The following is a 19308-nucleotide window of genomic DNA, read 5'->3' as shown; positions in this document are numbered from 1 at the left end:
CGGCCCTGTGGGGTGCGCACAGCGGCACCTTTGCGTTGCGCGCGAATCAAGCCGATACTCGGCACAGGGAATCAACAGTCATTTAGCAGGAACGAAAATCGCGGACTGTGATGCATTCCTAGGTATTCTTGTCCCAATGGAATTGAACGACCCGACATGCCTCCCGAGCTGACAGCTGCCCTGGCGCTCTGCCGCAACCTGCCCTCGCCACCCGGTATTGCCCTGCGCATCATCGAACTGGCACAGGACCCGGAAGCGGATATCGCCACCGCCGCCGACATCATCGCCATCGACATGGCGCTGAGCGCTCGCATGCTGCGCATCGCCAATTCGCCGCTGTACGCCAGCCGCCGTCGGATCGAGAACCTCGGCCAGGCACTGACCATGCTCGGCCTGAATGCCACGATCAGCCTGGCCCTCGGCTTCACCGTCACCCAGGGACTGACCGGCGGCACCGGCGCCGACCACGACCTGCGCCAACGCGCCTGGAAGCGCAGCATCCTCAGCGCGCTGGCTGCCAGCCAGCTGGGCCAGGCCCGCGGCCTGCGCCGGCTGGAAGAACTGATGCTGGCCGGCCTGCTGCAGGACCTGGGCGTACTGTGCCTGGCCCAGGCCGAATCGGAGCGCTACCTGCCGCTGCTGCGCGAAGCACGCGACAACATCGACCTGGTCGCGCGCGAGCGCGACGAACTGGGCTGCAGCCACGCCGAGGTCGGCGCCTGGGTGGCCGAGCAGTGGGGCCTGCCGCGCTACCTGGTGGAGAGCATCAGCCACAGCGAAGACCTGGACGCCGCGGAATCGCCGTTCCAGGCCTGCGTGCAGCTGTCCGGTGCCGTGGCCGACATCTGGTTGGACGATGACGCCGATGCCGCCCGCGAGCGCGCCCTGCAGCAGGTGCATGACCGCCTTGAACTGGACAGCGCCCGTTTCGACCAGGTCCTGACCCGCATCAGCGAGGCCCTGCCGGACATCGCCAGCCTGTTCGAGGCCGGCCTGAATTCCCCCTCGCGGGTGCGCGAACTGATCGACCACGCGCAGGAGCTGGCCACCCTGCGCAACCTGCGCGAACTGCAGGATGCCGACCAGGCCCGTCGCCGCGCCGACGAATTCGAAGCCCGGGCCAAGCGCCTGGCCGACCAGGCCCATCGAGATGCCCTCACCGGCGTGCTCAACCGGCGCCAGCTGGAAGCCGTGCTGGAGCAGGAATTCCTGCGCGCCGGTCGGCAGGGCTGGCCGCTGTCGGTGGCCTTCATCGACCTGGACGACTTCAAGAAGATCAACGACGCCCATGGCCACCTGACCGGCGACGAGGTGCTGCGGGCCTTTGCCGGCAAACTGCAGGGCCAGCTGCGCCACAGCGACACCGTGGCCCGCTTCGGCGGCGAGGAGTTCGTCGCGCTGCTGCCCAACACCAGCGAAACGGTAGCACTGGACGTGATCCGCCGGGTACTGGCCAACATCGTTGCCACGCCGATGGCCGAACTGGAAGGCGGCCCGCTGTTCGTCACCTTCTCCGCCGGCGTGGCCACCCAGGGCGGCTACGAACGCTTCGCCGACGTGCAGGACCTGCTGCGCGCCGCCGACGACGTGCTGTACCGCTCCAAGAACCTCGGCCGCAACCGGGTGATCGCGCGCTCCCCCGGCGCTCTCGGCCACGACGAGCTGTCAGCGACCGCGGGCGCCGAGCTGGGCTGAACCGGAAGCCCCGGATGACCGGGGCGAACGCCAGGATTTTACGCCGCAGTGCACAAAACACTATGGCCCGACGCCGCATGCGCGTAGAATCGCCCGCGATTTCCACGCACCCGAGGTCCCCATGTCCAAGCTCGCCTATCGCCGCATCCTTCTGAAACTGTCCGGGGAGGCGCTGATGGGAGATGAGGACTACGGCATCGACCCGAAGATCATCAACCGCCTGGCCCGTGAGGTCATCGAAGCCCAGCAGGCCGGTGCCGAAGTGGCCCTGGTGATCGGCGGCGGCAACATCTTCCGCGGCGCCGGCCTTGCCGCCGGCGGCATGGACCGGGTCACCGGCGACCAGATGGGCATGCTGGCCACGGTCATCAATGCCCTGGCCATGCAGGACGCCCTGGAGAAGCTGGGCGCCAAGGCGCGCGTGATGAGCGCGATCAAGATCAACGACGTGTGCGAGGACTACATCCGCCGCCGCGCCATCCGCCACCTGGAAAAGGGCCGCCTGGTGATCTTCGCCGCCGGCGTCGGCAGCCCGTTCTTCACCACCGACTCCGGCGCCGCCCTGCGCGCGATCGAGATCGGTGCCGACCTGCTGCTGAAGGCCACCAAGGTCGATGGCGTGTACGACAAGGACCCGAACAAGCACAGCGATGCGGTCCGCTTCGACAGCCTGAGCTATGACGAAGTGATCCGCCGCGGCCTGGAAGTGATGGATACCGCCGCCTTCGCCCTGGCCCGCGACAGCGACCTGCCGATGCGCGTGTTCGACATGGGCCAGCCGGGCGAGCTGCTGAAGATCCTCAACGGCGAGAACATCGGCACCCTGGTCCAGGGCCGCGATCCGGCCTGAGCCTGAGCGCGCGGCGACAACCGGGCCGATTCAGGCCCGGCAGCGTCCCGTATTCGCCTATAATCGCCCGATTCCAGATACATCCAGGACCGGGCGATGCTCAACGACATCAAGAACAACGCGCAGACGCGCATGGCCAAGAGCATCGACGCTCTGAAGCACACCCTCACCTCCATCCGGACCGGGCGTGCCACGCCGGCCCTGCTGGACCGCGTGACGGTCAATGCCTACGGCAACGCCAGCACCCCGCTGAACCAGGTTGCCTCGATCTCCAACGCCGATGCGCACTCGCTGCTGGTCACCCCGTTCGACAAGGGCATGATCAAGGAGATCGAGAAGGGTCTCTACAACGCCGAGTTCACCCCGAACACGCTGGGCACCGCGATCCGCATCAACATGCCGCCGCCGACCGAAGAGCGCCGCAAGGAGCTGGTCAAGCAGGTGCAGAAGGAAGGCGAAGGCGCCAAGATCGCGATCCGCAACATCCGTCAGGACGCGAACAAGGAAATCGCCAAGCTGGTCAAGGACAAGGCGATCAGCGAGGACGAGAAGAAGCGCGGTGAGGACGACATCCAGAAGTTGACCGACACCAACATCAAGGACGTCGACAAGGTCGTTGCCGACAAGGAAAAAGAACTGCTGTCGGTCTGAAGTCGATGCCTTCAGTCCCGCCTCCGTTGCCGGCCACCCTGCCCCGCCACGTCGCCATCATCATGGATGGCAACGGGCGCTGGGCACAGCAGCGCCGCCGCCCGCGCGTGATCGGCCATCGTGCCGGCGCGCGCGCGGTCAACCGCACCATCGAGCGCTGCCTTGAACTGGGCATTCCGGCGCTGACCCTGTTCGCGTTTTCCAGCGAGAACTGGGGCCGGCCGCAGGAAGAAGTCGACGCCCTGATGAAGCTGTTCCTCGGCGCGCTCGACCGCGAAGTGGACGAACTGCACCGACGCGGCGTGCGCGTACGCTTCATCGGCGAACGCGAGCGCTTTGGTGCCGGACTGGTCAGCCGCATGCAGCTGGCCGAGCAGCGGACCGCCGACAACACCACCCTGACCCTGTCGATCGCCGCCAGCTACGGCGGTCGCCAGGACATCGCCCGTGCCGCGCGCGCACTGGCCGCTGAAGTCGCCGCAGGACGCCTGCTGCCCGAACAGATCGACGAATCGCTGCTGGGCAGCCAGGTCGCCCTGGCCGACCTGCCGCCGCCGGATCTGTTCATCCGCACCGGTGGCGACACCCGCATCAGCAACTTCCTGCTGTGGCAACTGGCCTACACCGAGCTGTGGTTCACCGAGGCGCTGTGGCCGGACTTCGATGCCGCCCTGCTGCAGCAGGCGCTGGATGCCTATGGCAGCCGCGAGCGTCGTTTCGGCCTGACCAGCGCCCAGATCGCCGCACTGGCCACCGAGACCTCCAGCCCATGACCAAGACCCGAGTCCTCGCCGCGCTGATCATGGCGCCGCTCGCCATTGCCGCGATCCTGCTGCTGCCGACGCAATGGCTGGCCGCCGCCGCCGCCGCCGTGCTGCTGATCGGCCTGTGGGAATGGCTGAAGCTGGCCGGCATCGAAGACACCCTCGCGCGCACCGTGCTGCTGGTGCTGAACCTGCTGCTGATGGTGCTGCTGGTGTGGGCCGATGGCAGCACGCTGGTGCTGTTCCAGATCACCACACTGGCAGGTGTTGCCTGGTGGCTGGCGGCGCTGGCCTGGCTGCGCTTCTTCAACTTTGGCGCCCAGCCGACGGCCCCCTCCCGGATCGTGAAGATGCTGGCCGGCACCCTGGCCATCGTTCCTGCCTGGGCAGCGCTGGTACTGATCCACGCTGGCGGTGACCCGCCAGGCAAGCAGGGCCACCTGTGGCTGCTGGCGGCACTGGCACTGGTCTGGGCAGCTGATTCGGGCGCCTATTTCGCCGGCCGTCACTTCGGCAAGCACAAGCTGGCGCCGCGGATCAGCCCCAACAAGACCTGGGAAGGCCTGTTCGGCGGCCTGCTGGCCGGTGTCGCCGTGGCCCTCGGACTGGGCTGGCTGGCCGGCATCGACATCGCGCACCTGCCGGGCCTGCTGATCACCTCGGTGGTGGCCGTATTCGCGTCGGTGCTGGGTGACCTGTTCGAAAGCCTGATCAAGCGCCACGCCGGTGCCAAGGACTCGGGCAACCTGATTCCGGGCCATGGTGGCGTGCTCGACCGCGTCGACGGCGTCCTCGCCGCCGTGCCGGTGTTCGCGCTGGGCAAGGAAATCTTCGGGTTCTGACCATGAATGCTGTCGCAGACCTGCGCCGGGTCGCCGTATACGGCGCCACCGGCTCGATCGGTGCCTCCACGCTGGACGTGATCGCCCGCCACCCGCAGCGCTACCAGGCCACGGTGCTGGCCGCCGGCCGCCAGGTGCAGGCACTGCTGGCCCTGTGCCGCCAGCACAAGCCCGCGCACGCGGTCATCGCCGACGAAGCGCTGTTCACCGAACTGCGCGACGGCCTGCGCGATGCGGGGCTGTCGACCGAGGCCCACGCCGGTCATGCCGCACTGGACCAGCTGGCAGCAAGCGATGCCTGCGACACGGTCGTCGCGGCCATTGTCGGTGCTGCAGGGCTGTCCTCGACCCTCGCCGCCGCTGCGGCCGGCAAGCGCATCCTGCTGGCCAACAAGGAATCGCTGGTACTGGCCGGCGAGCTGCTGACCCGCACCGCCGAGCGCGCCGGCGCCGAGATCATTCCGATCGACAGCGAGCACAGCGCGATCTTCCAGTGCCTGCGTTCGCGCGACGCCAGCATCGACGGCGCCGGCGTGCGCCGGATCCTGCTGACCGCGTCGGGCGGCCCGTTCCGCGGCCGCAGCCGCGCCGAGCTGGCCGAGGTCACCCCGGCCCAGGCCGTGGCTCACCCGAAGTGGTCGATGGGCCCGAAGATCTCGGTCGATTCGGCGACGTTGATGAACAAGGGCCTGGAAGTCATCGAGGCGCACCATCTGTTCTCGGTGCCCGGCGAGCGCATCGAGGTGCTGGTGCACCCGCAGAGCCTGGTCCATTCGCTGGTCGAATTCGTCGACGGCTCGACCCTGGCCCAGATGGGCCTGCCGGACATGCGCACCACCCTGGCGGTCGGCCTGGGCTGGCCGCAGCGCATCGAATCGGGCGTGGCCGGGCTGGACCTGCTGGCGCAGGGCCGGCTGGATTTCGAGGCGCCTGACACCGACGCCTTCCCCTGCCTGGCGCTGGCCTGGCAGGCCATGCAGGCCGGCGGTACTGCCCCGGCGGTGCTGAACGCCGCCAATGAAGAGGCGGTTTCAGCATTTCTTCAGGGCCGGATCGGTTTCCTGACCATCCCGGAGCTGGTTGCTAACGCTCTTTCAACACTGCCGACCCAGCCAGCCGATACACTGGAGGTCCTGTTGTCCGCCGACCAGCGGGCACGCCAGCTCACCCTGAACGCCATCGACGCCGCCTGAACGACCGCCTCGCCCAGCATGACGCCGCCGCCCCTGCCCGCCACTGTGAGCCTGCATGACTGACTTCCTCGGATCGGTCTGGTGGATGATTGTCAGCCTCGGGCTGCTGGTCACGTTCCACGAGTTCGGGCATTACTGGGTCGGCCGCCTCTGCGGGGTCAAGATCCTGCGCTTCTCGGTCGGCTTCGGCCGTCCGCTGTGGTCGCGCCGCGACAGGCACGGCACCGAGTTCGCCATTGCCGCCATCCCGCTGGGTGGCTACGTGAAGTTCCTCGACGAACGTGAGGTCGAGGTCCATCCCCACGAGCGCGGCCAGGCCTTCAACCACAAGACCGTGTGGCAGCGCATCGCCATTGTTGCTGCAGGGCCGATCGCCAATCTGCTGCTGTGCATCCTGCTGCTGTGGGCGATGTTCGTGATCGGCAAGCAGGACTACTCGCCGACGATCGGCCGGGTTGACGGCATCGCCGCCAGCGCCGGACTGCTCAGCGGTGACCGCCTTCTGCGGGTGGATGAGCGCCAGGTCGCCACCCTGGGCGAGGCCAGCATGGCGCTGACCGCCGCCGCGATGGATCGCCGCGACGTCACGCTTGAGGTACTCGACCCTGCGGACCAGGTGCGCGTGCGCACCCTGCCGCTGTCGCAGCTGCCCGCCGGCTTCGATGAACGACGGGTACCGATCCTGGCCGGCCTGTATTGGCAATCGTGGCTGCAGCCGGCACTGGTCGACTCGCTCACCGCCGATTCGGTGGTCACCGGGCTGCTGCAGCCGGGCGACCTGATCGTGGCGATCGACGGCCAGCGCATCGACAGCGTCGACCAGGTGATCGGCGAGATCCAGGCCCTCGGCCGTGCCGGAGGCCCCGGCATGATCGAGGTCCTGCGAGGCGGTGAACGCCTTGCACTGGAAGTCACGCCCCGCCAGGGCAAGGATGGCAAGGGCAACCCGGTCTGGCAGATCGGCGTCGGCTTCCCCACCACCTACAGCCCCTCCTACGACACCCTGCTGCGCTATGGGCCGCTGGATGCAGTGACCGTCGCCGTACGTGAAACCGGCCGGCTTGCCGCCGATTCGCTGGGCATGATGGCCCGCATCGTCACCGGCAAAGCCTCGCTGCAGAACGTTTCCGGGCCGGTCACCATCGCCCGCGTGGCCAATGTCTCGGCCAAACGCGGCCTCGACTGGTTCCTGCAGTTCCTTGCCCTGCTGTCACTCAGCCTGTGCATCATCAACCTGTTGCCGATCCCGATCTTGGACGGCGGGCACCTGCTGTATTACCTTATCGAGTTGGTCAAGGGCAGCCCGCTGAGCGAGCGTGCCATCGCCGCCGGCCAATACATCGGCCTGGCGTTGCTGGCCGGGCTGATGGGGTTGGCGTTCTACAACGACATCCTCGGCCTGGTCCCGCGATGAACTTTTCCACGTTGTTGCCGTCTACAGCGTCGGCATCCCGCACCAATGAAATCGACCTTCCTACCGGACGTGACATGACGCGACTCCCCAATCGCCGCCTGCTGGCCCTCGCCCTCGCCGCCGTCACCGGCGCTCCCGCCCTGGCCCAGGCAGCCGAGCCCTTCACTGTCAGCGACATCCGCGTCGATGGCCTGCAGCGCATCAGCTCGGGCACGGTGTTCACCTACCTGCCGGTGGAACGGGGCGAGACGATCACCGACAACAAGGTCGGCGAGACCATCCGCGCGCTGTACAAGACCGGCTTCTTCGAAGACGTGCAGCTGGACCGCCAGGGCAGCATCCTGGTGGTGACCGTCAAGGAACGCCCGGCGATCAACAAGCTGACCGTGACCGGCAACAAGGACATCAAGTCCGAGCAGCTGCTCAAGGGCCTGTCCGATATCGGCCTGACCGAGGGCGGCACCTTCGACCGCCTGAGCCTGGACCGCGTGACCCAGGAACTGCGCCGCCAGTACAACGACCGCGGCAAGTACACCGTCGAGATCACCCCGACCGTGAGCCCGCTGGACCGCAACCGCGTGGACATCGCGATCGCCATCAAGGAAGGCAAGGCGGCCAAGATCCGCCACGTCAACCTGGTCGGCACCGAGAAGTTCGAGAGCAAGGACATCCTGGAGACCTGGGAGTCCAAGGAGCACAACTGGGCGTCGTGGTACCGCCGTGACGACCAGTACTCCAAGGAAAAGCTGTCCGGCGACCTGGAAAAGCTCAACTCGTGGTACCTGGACCGCGGCTACGTCGACTTCAGCATCGATTCCACCCAGGTCTCGATCAGCCCCGACAAGCGCGACATGTTCCTCACCGCGGGCGTGACCGAGGGTGCGCAGTACAAGATCTCCGAGATCAAGGTCAGCGGCGACACCATCCTTCCGCAGGAGGACGTCGAGCGCATGGTGATCCAGAAGCCGGGCGACACGTTCTCGCGTGCCCTGCTGGAATTCAGCTCGGACACCATCACCAACTCGCTGTCCAACATCGGCTACGCGTTCGCCAAGGTGAACCCGATCCCGACCACCAACCGTGCCGAACAGACGGTAGGGATCAACATGCAGGTCGTGCCCGGCCCGCGCGTGTCGGTGCGTCGCATCCTGTTCCGTGGCAACACCCGCACCTCCGACGAAGTGATGCGTCGCGAAATGCGCCAGTTCGAGAACAGCTGGTACTCGCAGGCCGCGATCGACCGCTCCAAGATCCGCCTGCAGCGCCTGGGCTACTTCGAGTCAGTGGACGTCGAGACCCCGGCCGTAAGCGGCAGCAACGACCAGGTCGACGTCGTCTACAACGTCAAGGAAACCACCTCCGGCAGCTTCGTGTTCGGCCTGGGCTATTCGCAGTCCTACGGCATGACCACCTCGGTGCAGCTGTCGCAGAACAACTTCCTCGGCGGCGGCAACCGCGTGTCGGTCGAAGCCTCGCGCAGCAGCTACCTGCAGCGCTACGGCTTCAGCTACACCAACCCGTACTTCACCGACGACGGCGTTTCGCTGGGCTACAACCTGTCCTGGCGTGAACTGGACTACTCCGACTTCAACACCGCGCAGTACAACAGCACCAATGGTTCTGCGCAGGTGGTATTCGGCGTGCCGCTGACCGAGACCGACACCGTCTCGCTGATGTTCGGCATCGACAGCAACCAGATCACGACCTACCGTGGCTCGACCCCGGCCTCGATCATCGATTACATCGATGCGGTCGGTTCGCGCACCTTCCATGCCTGGCGTACCGAGCTGGGCTGGGCGCGCGACTCGCGCAACGATTACTTCATGCCGACCCGCGGTACCTACCAGCGCGTCGGTCTGGAAACCACGCTGCCGGGCTCGACCATCGAGTACTACAAGCTGAACTACCAGATCAGCAAGTACTGGCCGATCATGCCGTCGCTGGTGATCAACACCCGCGCCGAAGTGGGCTACGGCGATGCCTACGGCAAGGACTACACCCGTACGATCACCGACGCCGACGGCAAAACCCGTACCGTCACCGCCAGCGGCCTGCCGTTCTTCGAGAACTTCTACGCCGGTGGTACCAACTCGGTACGTGGCTTCGAGGACAACACCCTCGGTCCGCGCGAAGTAACCCAGGGTTATCCGGAAGGCCAGCCGCTGGGTGGTTCGCTGAAGACCGTCGGTTCGGTCGAAGCCTACTTCCCGCGCCTGTTCGACAGCCCATCGGCCCGCGTGTCGGCCTTTGTCGACTTCGGTAACGTCTACAACGGCACCAAGAACTTCAAGGCCAACGAACTGCGCGTCTCCACCGGTGTGGCCCTGCTGTGGCGCGCCCCGGTCGGCCCGATCTCGATCAGCTACGCGTTCCCGCTGAAGAAGGAAGACGGCGACAAGATCGAACGCCTGCAATTTACCTTCGGCGGTCAGTTCTAAGAACTGACCACCGAAGGTGCGCCGCGGCTTGCTGTGCAAGCAGCGGGTCCCGACCTACCTCCTATCCCCCGCGCCATTGGCGCGCCCCCCTTAACAGAAGGGGGGCTCTCCACCAGACGGGGCGCGAAGCGCCGGGCATTGCCCGGCGTTTTCGTTTAGTCCGGATGCGGGAAGCGCGCACCCCGCTTTTGATTTTTTCTGTTTTTCCGTGGCTGGCACTCGCGCCAGGCCGTCGGAGGTCGGACGGGGTGGGGCTGCGGGGGTGTGAGCCGCATGGATGCGGCGACCAAGGCTACATGGACGTACTTGCGCCGCCCCCCGCAGTCCCGCCCCGTCCGACCCAGCCCATGACACTGGCTCTGCCGGCCGCGAGGGGCCCTGCCGTTGGCTGCATATGCCCCCCGCATGACCGCAATGGCGTCACACGTTAAACTCCCGCCGTGAATACTCCCACCTACACCGCCCAGCAACTCGCCGAGCAGTTCGGCCTGCAGGTCCATGGCGACCCCGCCACCGCCATCCACGGCGTGGCCACCCTCGCCCACGCCGGTCCTGGCCAGCTGACCTTCCTCGCCAATCCACGCTACCGCGCCCAGCTGGCCGACAGCCAGGCCTCGCTGGTCGTGCTGCGCGCCGACGACGCCGAAGCCGCCCCCGGCGCCGCGCTCGTGGTCAAGGACCCGTACACCACCTTCGCCAAGATCGCCGCGCTGTTCGACATCGCGCCCACGCGCCCACCGGGCATCCACCCCAGCGCCGTCATCGATTCCAGCGCCCAGGTCGCCGCCAGCGCCCACATCGGCCCCTTCGTCTCCATCGGCGCGCGCAGCGTGGTCGGCGAGAACTGCATCATCGGCGCCGGCAGCGTGATCGGCGAAGACTGCAGCCTGGACAGCGGCTGCGAACTGATCGCCCGGGTCACCCTGGTCACCCGGGTCAAGCTCGGCAAGCGCGTGCGCGTGCACCCCGGTGCCGTGCTCGGTGCCGATGGCTTCGGCCTGGCGATGGACGCCGGCAAGTGGATCAAGGTGCCGCAGCTCGGCGGCGTGCGCATCGGCGACGATTGCGAAATCGGCGCCAACACCTGCGTCGACCGTGGTGCACTGGAAGACACCGTGCTGGACGAAGACGTGCGCCTGGACAACCTGGTACAGATCGCGCACAACGTGCAGATCGGCGCGCACTCGGCCATCGCCGGCTGCACCGGCATCGCCGGCAGCGCCAGGATCGGCCGCTACTGCCTGCTCGGCGGCCACGTCGGCGTGGTCGGCCACCTCGAGATCTGCGACAAGGTCGTGATCACCGGCAAGTCGGTGGTCCGCAATTCCATCCATGAGCCGGGCGAGTACTCGTCCGGCACCCCGTTGACCGACAACCGCACGTGGCGCAAGAACGCCGCGCGCTTCAAGCAGCTGGACGCATTGGCTCGCCGCGTCCTGGCTGCTGGCAAGGAGAAAGAATGAACGACACGCTGCAGCTTCCGATCGACGTCTGCCAGATCCAGGAACTGCTCCCGCACCGCTACCCGTTCCTGCTGGTGGACCGGGTGCTTGAGCTCGACATCGAGGCCAAGCGCATCCTGGCGCAGAAGAACGTCAGCATCAACGAGCCGTTCTTCCAGGGTCACTTCCCGGGCCGCCCGATCATGCCCGGCGTGCTGATCATCGAAGCGCTGGCCCAGGCCGGTGGCGTGATGACCCAGCTGACGCTTGGCCGCGATGCGCAGTCCAAGCTGTTCTACATGGTCAAGGTGGAAAACGCCCGCTTCAACAAGCAGGTCGTGCCCGGCGACGTGCTGATGCTGGATGTGCAGATGAAGCGCCTGATCCGCAACATGGGCTGGTACTACGGCGAGGCCAAGGTGAACGGTGAAGTCGTTGCCTCGGCCGAGGTCATGTGCGCCGGTGCCAAGGGCTGATCCACGGGAGGCAGCAATGACTGACAACGCACCACGGATCCACCCGACTGCCGTCATCGATCCGGCCGCGCGCCTGGCCGACGACGTCCAGGTCGGCGCGTTCACCCTGATCGGTGCCGATGTGGAAATCGGCGCCGGCACAGTGGTCGGCCCCCATTGCAGCATCCACGGCCCGACCAGGATCGGCCGTGACAACCGCTTCATCGGCCACGCCGCGATCGGTGGCGAGCCGCAGGACAAGAAGTTCGCTGGCGAACGCACCGAACTGGTGATCGGCGACCGCAACGTGTTCCGCGAGTTCGTCACCCTGAACCGTGGCACCGGCGGCGGCGGCGGCATCACCACCATCGGCAACGACAACTGGATGCTGGCCTACACGCACGTGGCGCACGACTGCCATGTCGGCAACTTCTGCGTGTTCTCCAACAACACCACGCTGGCCGGGCACGTGACCGTGGGCGACTACGTGATCATCAGCGGCTTCGCCGGTGCCCACCAGTTCTGCCGCATCGGTGCGCACGCCTTCCTCGGCATGGGCGCGCTGACCAATGGCGACGTACCGCCGTTCACCATGGTCGGCACCGATTCGCTGGGCCGCCCGCGCGGCATCAACAGCGAAGGGCTGAAGCGTCGTGGCTTCGACGCCGAGCGCATCTCCGCCATCAAGCGCGCCTACCGCACCCTGTACGTGGCGGGCCTGCCGCTGGCCGAAGCCAAGGTGCAGCTGACCGAACAGGCACGCGACAGCGATGACGTGAAGGCCATGCTGGACTTCATCGAACACGCTGAGAGGCCCTTGCTGCGATGAGCAGCACGACCGGCCAGGCGCCGGCCGGCGCCGCCGTGATTCCGCTGGCCTCGATGGCCGGCAGCGTTCCCGCGCAGCGGGTGCTCAGCGAGCGCCCGTTGCGGATCGCTCTGGTGGCCGGTGAGGCCTCCGGTGATCTGCTGGGTGCGGGCCTGGTGCGCGAGCTGAAGGCACGCTTTCCGAATGCCGAATTCGCCGGCATCGGTGGCGATGCCATGCGCAGCGCCGGCTGCCTGACCTGGCACGATGCCAGCGAGCTGGCGGTGATGGGACTGACCGAAGTGCTGCGCCACCTGCCACGCCTGCTGAAACTGCGTTCCGCGTTCCGCCAGCGTGCACTGGAATGGCAGCCGGACGTGTTCATCGGCATCGACGCGCCCGACTTCAACCTGGGCATCGAACGCTGGCTGAAGCAGCGCGGCGTGCGCACCGTGCACTACGTCAGCCCCTCGGTCTGGGCCTGGCGCGAGAAGCGCGCCGAGAAGATCGGCAGCAGTGCCGACCTGGTGCTGTGCCTGTTCCCGATGGAACCCCCGATCTATGCCAGGCACGGCATCGACGCGCGCTTCGTTGGCCATCCGATGGCCGATGACATCCCCCTGCAGGGCAACCGCGAGGAAGCGCGCGCCGCGCTTGGCCTGCCGACCTCGGCCAAGGTGCTGGCAGTGCTGCCAGGCAGCCGCCTGGGCGAAATCTCGCGCCTCGGTGAACCGTTCTTCGAGGCCGCCTGGCAGGTCTCCGAGCGCATCCCCGGCCTGCACGTGGTAGTGCCTGCCGCCAACCCGGCCTGCAAGCGCCTGATCGAAGAACAGCTGTCACGCTCGGCGCTGCCGGTAGCCTTCTCGCATGTACTCGACGGTGAGGCGCGAAACGCGATGATCGCCGCCGATGTGGTGGTGCTGGCCTCGGGTACCGCGACGCTGGAGGCGATGCTGGTCAAGCGGCCGATGGTGGTCGGTTACCGCGTCAACGAGCTGACCTACCGCCTGGTCAAGGCGCTGGGCCTGATCAAGGTCGACCGCTTTGCCCTGCCCAACATCCTGGCGGGCCAGGACCTGGCACCGGAACTGATGCAGCACGACTGCACGCCGGACAAGCTGGCGGCGGCCATCCAGCAATGGTTCGACCACCCGCAGCGGGTGACCGACCTGCAGGACACCTATGCCCGCCTGCATCAACGACTGCGCCGCAATGCCTCGGCCCGCGCGGCCGACGCTGTGGGCGAGCTGTTGATGCGCGACCAGGCCCAGGCATGAGCCGCCGCCACGCCGCAGCGGCCAGCCTGGCCCTGTTCGACGGTGCTGCCGTGGTCGAGCCGGAGCGTCTGGTCGCCGGCGTCGACGAAGCCGGCCGCGGTCCGCTGGCCGGACCGGTCGCGGTGGCGGCGGTGGTGTTCGACCCGGCACGGCCACGCATCAACGGCCTGGACGATTCCAAGCAACTCACCGCAGCCCGCCGCGAGCAACTGCATGACCGCATCATCGAACGTGCCCTGGCCTGGCACGTGGTGCTGGTGGACGTGGACACCATCGACCGCCTGAACATCTACCAGGCCACCCTGCAGGGCATGCGTGACGTCGTTGCAGCGGTCGCCCACGTGGCCGGCTTCGCCCGCATCGACGGCAACGTGGTGCCCAAGGGCCTGGTACTGCCGGCGCAGGCACTGGTCGGCGGTGATGGCATCGACCGCGCGATCATGGCCGCCTCGATCCTGGCCAAGGTCTCGCGCGACCGCTACATGCAGGACGTGCATGCCCGCCACCCGCAATACGGCTTCGAGCAGCACAAGGGCTACGGCACCCCGGCCCATCTGGCCGCCCTGCGCGAGCACGGCCCCTGCATGGAGCACCGGCGCAGCTTCGCCCCGGTGCGCGAGTGCCTGGAAAACCCGGCAGCTGTGACCGCAGACGTCGCAATCGCCTGAATCGCCTGAACGGTCGCTGCACCCGGCTGCGAAAGCAGGGTCAGGCGGGGCCCGCGGTTCGCCTGCGAACCGTGGGGAGCGATAGCGCGGATGCGATATCGCATGCCGTCAAGAGCTTGTCGCGCCCTCCAGCCCTCGCTACCCTGACCGGGCACTCCAGCGCTTCCCGACCCCGGCGACGATTCCCCCGTCAGCACCCGGGGCCCGCGCGCTCCAACCTGGTCCGGCATGTCCAACTCCCGCTTCGTACATCTCCACGTCCACACCGAGTTCTCGCTGGCGGACTCCACCATCCGTGTGCCGGCCAAGCCGGACCAGGCGGACCCGAAGAAGGCCAAGCAGGCCAACCTGCTGTCACGCTCGGTCGAACTCGGCCTGCCCGCGCTGGCGGTGACCGACCTCAACAACCTGTTCGCCCTGGTCAAGTTCTACAAGGCGGCCGAAGGCGTGGGCATCAAGCCTATCGCCGGCGCCGACGTGCTGATCGCCGAGGAAGGGCAGGATCCGTGGCGGATGACCCTGCTGTGCCGCGACCGCGAGGGCTACCTGAGCCTGTCGCGGCTGCTGACCCGCGCGTGGATGGAAGGCCATCGCCCCGAAGGCGGCGTGGCCATTCATCCGGACTGGCTGAAGGCCGGCAACGCCAACCTGTTCGCGCTGGCCGGCCGGCAGAGCCTGGCCGGGCGCCTGGCGCTGGACGGCAAGCATGAACTGGCCGAGCAGCAGCTGGCCGATTGGCAGCGCGTGTTCGGCGATGGCCTGCACCTGGAGCTGACCCGCACCGGCCGCGAGGGCGAGGAAACCTTCAACCAGTTCGCGCTGATGGCCGCCGGCCAGCGTGGCCTGCCGGTGGTGGCCAGCAATGATGTGCGCTTCCTGGCGCCCACCGATTTCAGCGCGCACGAAGCGCGCGTGTGCATTTCCACCGGCCGCGTACTGGACGACCCCAAGCGCCCGCGCGAGTACAGCGACCAGCAGTACCTGAAATCGGCCGAAGAGATGTGTGCGCTGTTCGCCGACATTCCCGATGCCATCGACAACACGCTGGCGCTGGCCGAGCGCTGCAACATCGAGATGCGGCTGGGCACCTACTTCCTGCCCAATTACCCGGTGCCCGACGACGAGACCCTGGACACCTGGATCCAGAAGATGTCGCGCGACGGCCTGGAAGAGCGCCTGGAGAAGAATCCGCTGGCGCCGGGCAAGACCCGCGAAGATTATTTCGAGCGCCTGGAGTTCGAGCTCAACACCATCATCAAGATGGGTTTCCCCGGCTACTTCCTGATCGTGGCCGACTTCATCCAGTGGGGCAAGAACCAGGGCATCCCGATCGGCCCTGGCCGTGGTTCGGGTGCCGGTTCGCTGGTGGCGTGGGCGCTGAAGATCACCGATCTGGACCCACTGCCGTACAACCTGCTGTTCGAGCGCTTCCTGAACCCGGAACGCGTGTCGATGCCCGACTTCGACATCGACTTCTGCATGGACCGCCGCGACGAGGTGATCGACTACGTCGCGCGCAAGTACGGGCGCGAGCGCGTCAGCCAGATCATCACCTACGGCACCATGGCCGCCAAGGCGGTGGTGCGCGACTCCGGCCGCGTGCTCGGCTTCCCGTACGGCCTGGTCGACGGTGTTTCCAAGCTGATCCCGAACATCCTCGGCATCCACCTGAAGGATGCACTGGGCAAGGGCAAGGAAGGCCCCAGCTCGGAAATGGCGTCGCCGGAACTGATCCAGCGCTACGAGACCGAGGACGATGTCCGCGACCTGATCGACCTGGCGCTGCAGCTGGAAGACCTGACCCGCAACGCCGGCAAGCACGCCGGTGGCGTGGTGATCGGGCCCGAACCGCTGAGCGAGTTCTGCCCGCTGTACGCCGAACACGACGAGAACGGTCTCGGCAAGAACCCGGTCACCCAGTTCGACAAGAACGACGTGGAAGAAGTGGGCCTGGTGAAGTTCGACTTCCTCGGCCTGCGCACGCTGACCATCATCGACTGGGCGGTGAAGGCGATCAACAAGCGCCATGAGCGCGCCGGCATTCCGCCGGTGGACATCGCCGCGATTCCGCTGGACGACACGCCCACCTACAAGGACATCTTCGCCAACGGCAATACGGGCGCAGTGTTCCAGTTCGAATCCTCGGGCATGCGCCGCCTGCTGAAGGACGCGCGCCCCGACCGTTTCGAAGACCTGATCGCGCTGGTGTCGCTGTACCGCCCCGGCCCGATGGACCTGATTCCCTCCTTCAATGCGCGTAAGCACGGCCAGGAAGAAATCATCTATCCCGATCCGCGCACCGAAGCGATCCTGAAAGACACCTACGGCATCATGGTGTACCAGGAGCAGGTGATGCAGATGGCGCAGATCGTCGGCGGCTACTCGCTGGGCGGCGCCGACCTGCTGCGCCGTGCGATGGGCAAGAAGGTGCCGGCCGAAATGGCCAAGCACCGCGAGATCTTCCGCGAAGGCGCGGCCAAGGACGGCGTGGACGAAGCCAAGGCCGACGCGATCTTCGACCTGATGGAGAAGTTCGCCGGCTACGGCTTCAACAAGTCGCACGCCGCCGCCTACGCGCTGGTCAGTTACCAGACCGCATGGCTGAAACGCCATTACCCGGCCGAGTTCATGGCGGCCACGCTGTCGTCCGATCTGGACAACACCGACAAGGTGGTCGGCTTCCTCGACGAGGTGCGCAACCTCGGCCTGACCGTGCTGCCGCCCAAGGTGAACCAGTCGGCCTTCATGTTCGAAGCGGTGACCCCGGACACCATCCAGTACGGCCTCGGTGCGATCAAGGGCGTCGGCCAGGGTGCCTGCGAGGCGGTGGTCGAGGAGCGACTGAAGGGCGGCCCGTTCAAGGACCTGCTCGACTTCTGCACCCGCGTCGGCTCGGCCAAGCTCAACCGGCGCACGCTGGAAGCGATGATCAACTGTGGTGCGTTGGACGAGCTCGGCCGCAACCGTGCCTCGCTGATGCTGCAGCTGCCGGAGGTGATCAAGGCTACCGACCAGATGGCCCGCGAGCGCGCTTCGGGACAGAACTCGCTGTTCGGTGGCCCGGACCCGAGCGCGACCACGATCCAGCTGGACCTGCCCGAAGCCGAAGAATGGCCGCTGCTGCAGCGCCTCAACGGCGAGCGCGACACGCTGGGCTTCTATCTCAGTGGCCACCCGTTCGATCCATGGCGCGACGATGTACGCGATCTGGTCGGCAACGACCTGGGTTCGGTGGAGAAGATCTGGAGCGCCAACAGCGGTGGCGGCGGCGGCGGCGAAAAGCGCTGGCGCCCGGAAGTACAGACCGTGCTGGCCGGCCAGGTGGTCGGTGTGCGTCGCAAGGGCGAGAGCCAGATCTTCATCCAGCTGGAAGATGGCCGCGGCCGCGTCGAGTGCAGCGCGTTCTCCGACGCGATGGCCGAGTTCGGGCACCTGATGACCAAGGACCGCATCCTGGTGGTCAAGGGCGGCTTGCGCGAGGACGAGTTCAACGGCGGCTACGCACTGCGCATCCGCCAGTGCTGGGACTTCGACGAAGTCTGCGCCAACTACGCCACGCGACTGTCGCTGCGCCTGGACCTGCGCCAGCAGCGTCCGGTCTGGGAGCGCATCGATGCGCTGCTCGACCGCCATCGCCCGGGGCGCACACCGCTGCGCCTGGACCTGCTGCTGAAGGGCCCGCACGGCGGCGTCGCCGGCATGCTCGATGTGTCCGGGCAGAGCGCGGTGCGCATCGATTCCAAGTTGATGGAGGCGCTGCGCGCCGACCCCGCCGTGCGCACGCTGAAAGTGCGCTACAGCCCACCGTGGGCCAGCTGAGGTCGGCTCCTCCGTATTCCTGTTTTTCCCGTTCCAGTCATCAAGGACGATTGCCAATGAAGACCCTGCTGTTCCCGTTCGCCGCCGCGCTGGCCCTGGCCGCCTGCTCGCCATCGAAGGTCGAGTTCCAGATCGACAACCCGACCGATGCGCCGCTGGCCCTGAGCATCGATGGCAAGGACCTGCCGGTGGCCGCACAGGGCTCGCGCCCGATCTCGCTCGCTGTCGGTGAGCACCGCCTGCACACCGACAAACTGGGCGACGTGCGCTTCATCGTCTACGTCGATGGCCGTGGCGGCCTGATCAACCCGACCCTGAGCGAGTACGTGATCGCCCGCGAGGTCTATGTCACCGACGAGAGCAAGCTGAAGAACTTCGGCGTCGGCAACAAGGGCATCGAACTTGGCGGGGTCGACTTCGAAGGCCCGTTCGAGAAGAGCCACGACCTGTTCATCGACAAAACCTGGACCTACGGCGTGCGCGAGCCCTTCCCGAAGGAAAAGGTGGTGGCCCACGTCGACGCCAGCGGTGGCCAGATCGTGGCCAAGGTGTTCACCGCGCCAGACTTCATCGCTTACGTGGAAGAAGGCATGGGCGAGCCCGGCGCGTTCAAGCGCGAGCAGCCGGCCGGCTACGTGGCCCCGGCGTTCAGCCTGGAACCGGCCCCGGCCAGCCTGCCGGCGCTGGTGCCGGCCTTCGAGGCCCACGCCGCGCCGCTGCGCGAGGTCTATGCGCGCTGGCTGAAGGCTACCACCGCCGATGAACAGAAGGCGCTGCGCAAGCAGGACTTCGCCGCGCAGATGGCCTTCACCTCGGCCACCGCCACGCTGGGCAGCGGGCTGGGCCGTGACGCCAACGAGGCCTACAACGACTTCGTTTCCCAGCGCAGCCAGCTGATGGGCCGCAGCGCCCTGGTGGTGCCCTGAGCTGACTGGCGCGCCCCGCCCGGCTGCGCTACCGTCGCCTTCCAGACGAAGGCGTACGGGTGGTTT

General features: G+C 67.0%; 14 protein-coding genes and 1 pseudogene. All 15 read left to right on the top strand.

Translation table 11 applies throughout. The features are described 5' to 3' along the window. Positions 1-156 precede the first annotated feature (156 nt). The 15 genes and pseudogenes from Q9Q79_RS06675 to Q9Q79_RS06605 all read left to right on the top strand — a co-directional run bounded on the left by Q9Q79_RS06675 (position 157) and on the right by Q9Q79_RS06605 (position 19242). Positions 157-1695, top strand: coding sequence for a GGDEF domain-containing protein (locus tag Q9Q79_RS06675; protein WP_005412741.1), 1539 nt, complete (start codon positions 157-159; stop codon positions 1693-1695). Between the two features lie 121 nt (positions 1696-1816). Continuing rightward, positions 1817-2545, top strand: coding sequence for a UMP kinase (gene pyrH / locus Q9Q79_RS06670; RefSeq protein WP_005408745.1), 729 nt, complete (start codon positions 1817-1819; stop codon positions 2543-2545). A 96-nt stretch (positions 2546-2641) separates the two neighbouring features. After that, positions 2642-3196, top strand: a complete 555-nt coding sequence (gene frr, locus Q9Q79_RS06665; RefSeq protein ID WP_005408744.1) for a ribosome recycling factor — start codon at positions 2642-2644, stop codon at positions 3194-3196. A gap of 5 nt (positions 3197-3201) precedes the next feature. Next, positions 3202-3969 (top strand): polyprenyl diphosphate synthase, encoded by a 768-nt coding sequence (gene uppS, locus Q9Q79_RS06660; RefSeq protein WP_005408743.1) that lies wholly within the window; start codon positions 3202-3204, stop codon positions 3967-3969. Then, positions 3966-4802 (top strand): phosphatidate cytidylyltransferase, encoded by an 837-nt coding sequence (locus tag Q9Q79_RS06655; protein ID WP_005408742.1) that lies wholly within the window; start codon positions 3966-3968, stop codon positions 4800-4802. Before uppS ends, Q9Q79_RS06655 begins: the two co-directional genes overlap by 4 nt. Positions 4803-4804: 2 nt before the next feature. Beyond that, on the top strand, positions 4805-5995 hold the full coding sequence (locus Q9Q79_RS06650) for a 1-deoxy-D-xylulose-5-phosphate reductoisomerase (RefSeq protein ID WP_005408741.1): 1191 nt from the start codon (positions 4805-4807) through the stop codon (positions 5993-5995). Positions 5996-6050: 55 nt separating this feature from the next. Next, positions 6051-7409: an RIP metalloprotease RseP gene (gene rseP / locus Q9Q79_RS06645; protein WP_099562088.1), complete on the top strand. Its 1359-nt coding sequence runs from the start codon at positions 6051-6053 to the stop codon at positions 7407-7409. 74 nt (positions 7410-7483) lie between these two features. Then, complete coding sequence (gene bamA / locus Q9Q79_RS06640; RefSeq protein ID WP_024956313.1) at positions 7484-9847, top strand: outer membrane protein assembly factor BamA; 2364 nt, start codon at positions 7484-7486, stop codon at positions 9845-9847. A gap of 440 nt (positions 9848-10287) precedes the next feature. Next, on the top strand, positions 10288-11310 hold the full coding sequence (gene lpxD, locus Q9Q79_RS06635; RefSeq protein WP_185695207.1) for a UDP-3-O-(3-hydroxymyristoyl)glucosamine N-acyltransferase: 1023 nt from the start codon (positions 10288-10290) through the stop codon (positions 11308-11310). Beyond that, positions 11307-11765 (top strand): 3-hydroxyacyl-ACP dehydratase FabZ, encoded by a 459-nt coding sequence (gene fabZ, locus Q9Q79_RS06630; RefSeq protein WP_012479607.1) that lies wholly within the window; start codon positions 11307-11309, stop codon positions 11763-11765. Before lpxD ends, fabZ begins: the two co-directional genes overlap by 4 nt. A 16-nt stretch (positions 11766-11781) precedes the next feature. Continuing rightward, a complete protein-coding gene (lpxA, locus tag Q9Q79_RS06625) occupies positions 11782-12573 on the top strand; it encodes an acyl-ACP--UDP-N-acetylglucosamine O-acyltransferase (protein WP_005412736.1) in 792 nt (263 codons plus the stop codon). A 92-nt stretch (positions 12574-12665) separates the two neighbouring features. Then, a pseudogene (lpxB, locus tag Q9Q79_RS06620) lies at positions 12666-13829 on the top strand (lipid-A-disaccharide synthase); the annotation flags it as partial. Further along, positions 13826-14497, top strand: a complete 672-nt coding sequence (locus Q9Q79_RS06615) for a ribonuclease HII (RefSeq protein ID WP_111197964.1) — start codon at positions 13826-13828, stop codon at positions 14495-14497. The pseudogene lpxB and the gene Q9Q79_RS06615, both read left to right, overlap by 4 nt. A gap of 228 nt (positions 14498-14725) precedes the next feature. Further along, a complete protein-coding gene (gene dnaE, locus Q9Q79_RS06610) occupies positions 14726-18316 on the top strand; it encodes a DNA polymerase III subunit alpha (protein ID WP_043034852.1) in 3591 nt (1196 codons plus the stop codon). A gap of 56 nt (positions 18317-18372) precedes the next feature. Next, on the top strand, positions 18373-19242 hold the full coding sequence (locus Q9Q79_RS06605) for a hypothetical protein (protein WP_059033803.1): 870 nt from the start codon (positions 18373-18375) through the stop codon (positions 19240-19242). Positions 19243-19308 lie beyond the last annotated feature (66 nt).

The sequence above is a fragment of the Stenotrophomonas sp. a6 genome, assembly GCF_030913325.1.
GTDB lineage: Bacteria > Pseudomonadota > Gammaproteobacteria > Xanthomonadales > Xanthomonadaceae > Stenotrophomonas > Stenotrophomonas maltophilia.
This window is presented reverse-complemented; position numbering and strand designations above follow the sequence as displayed.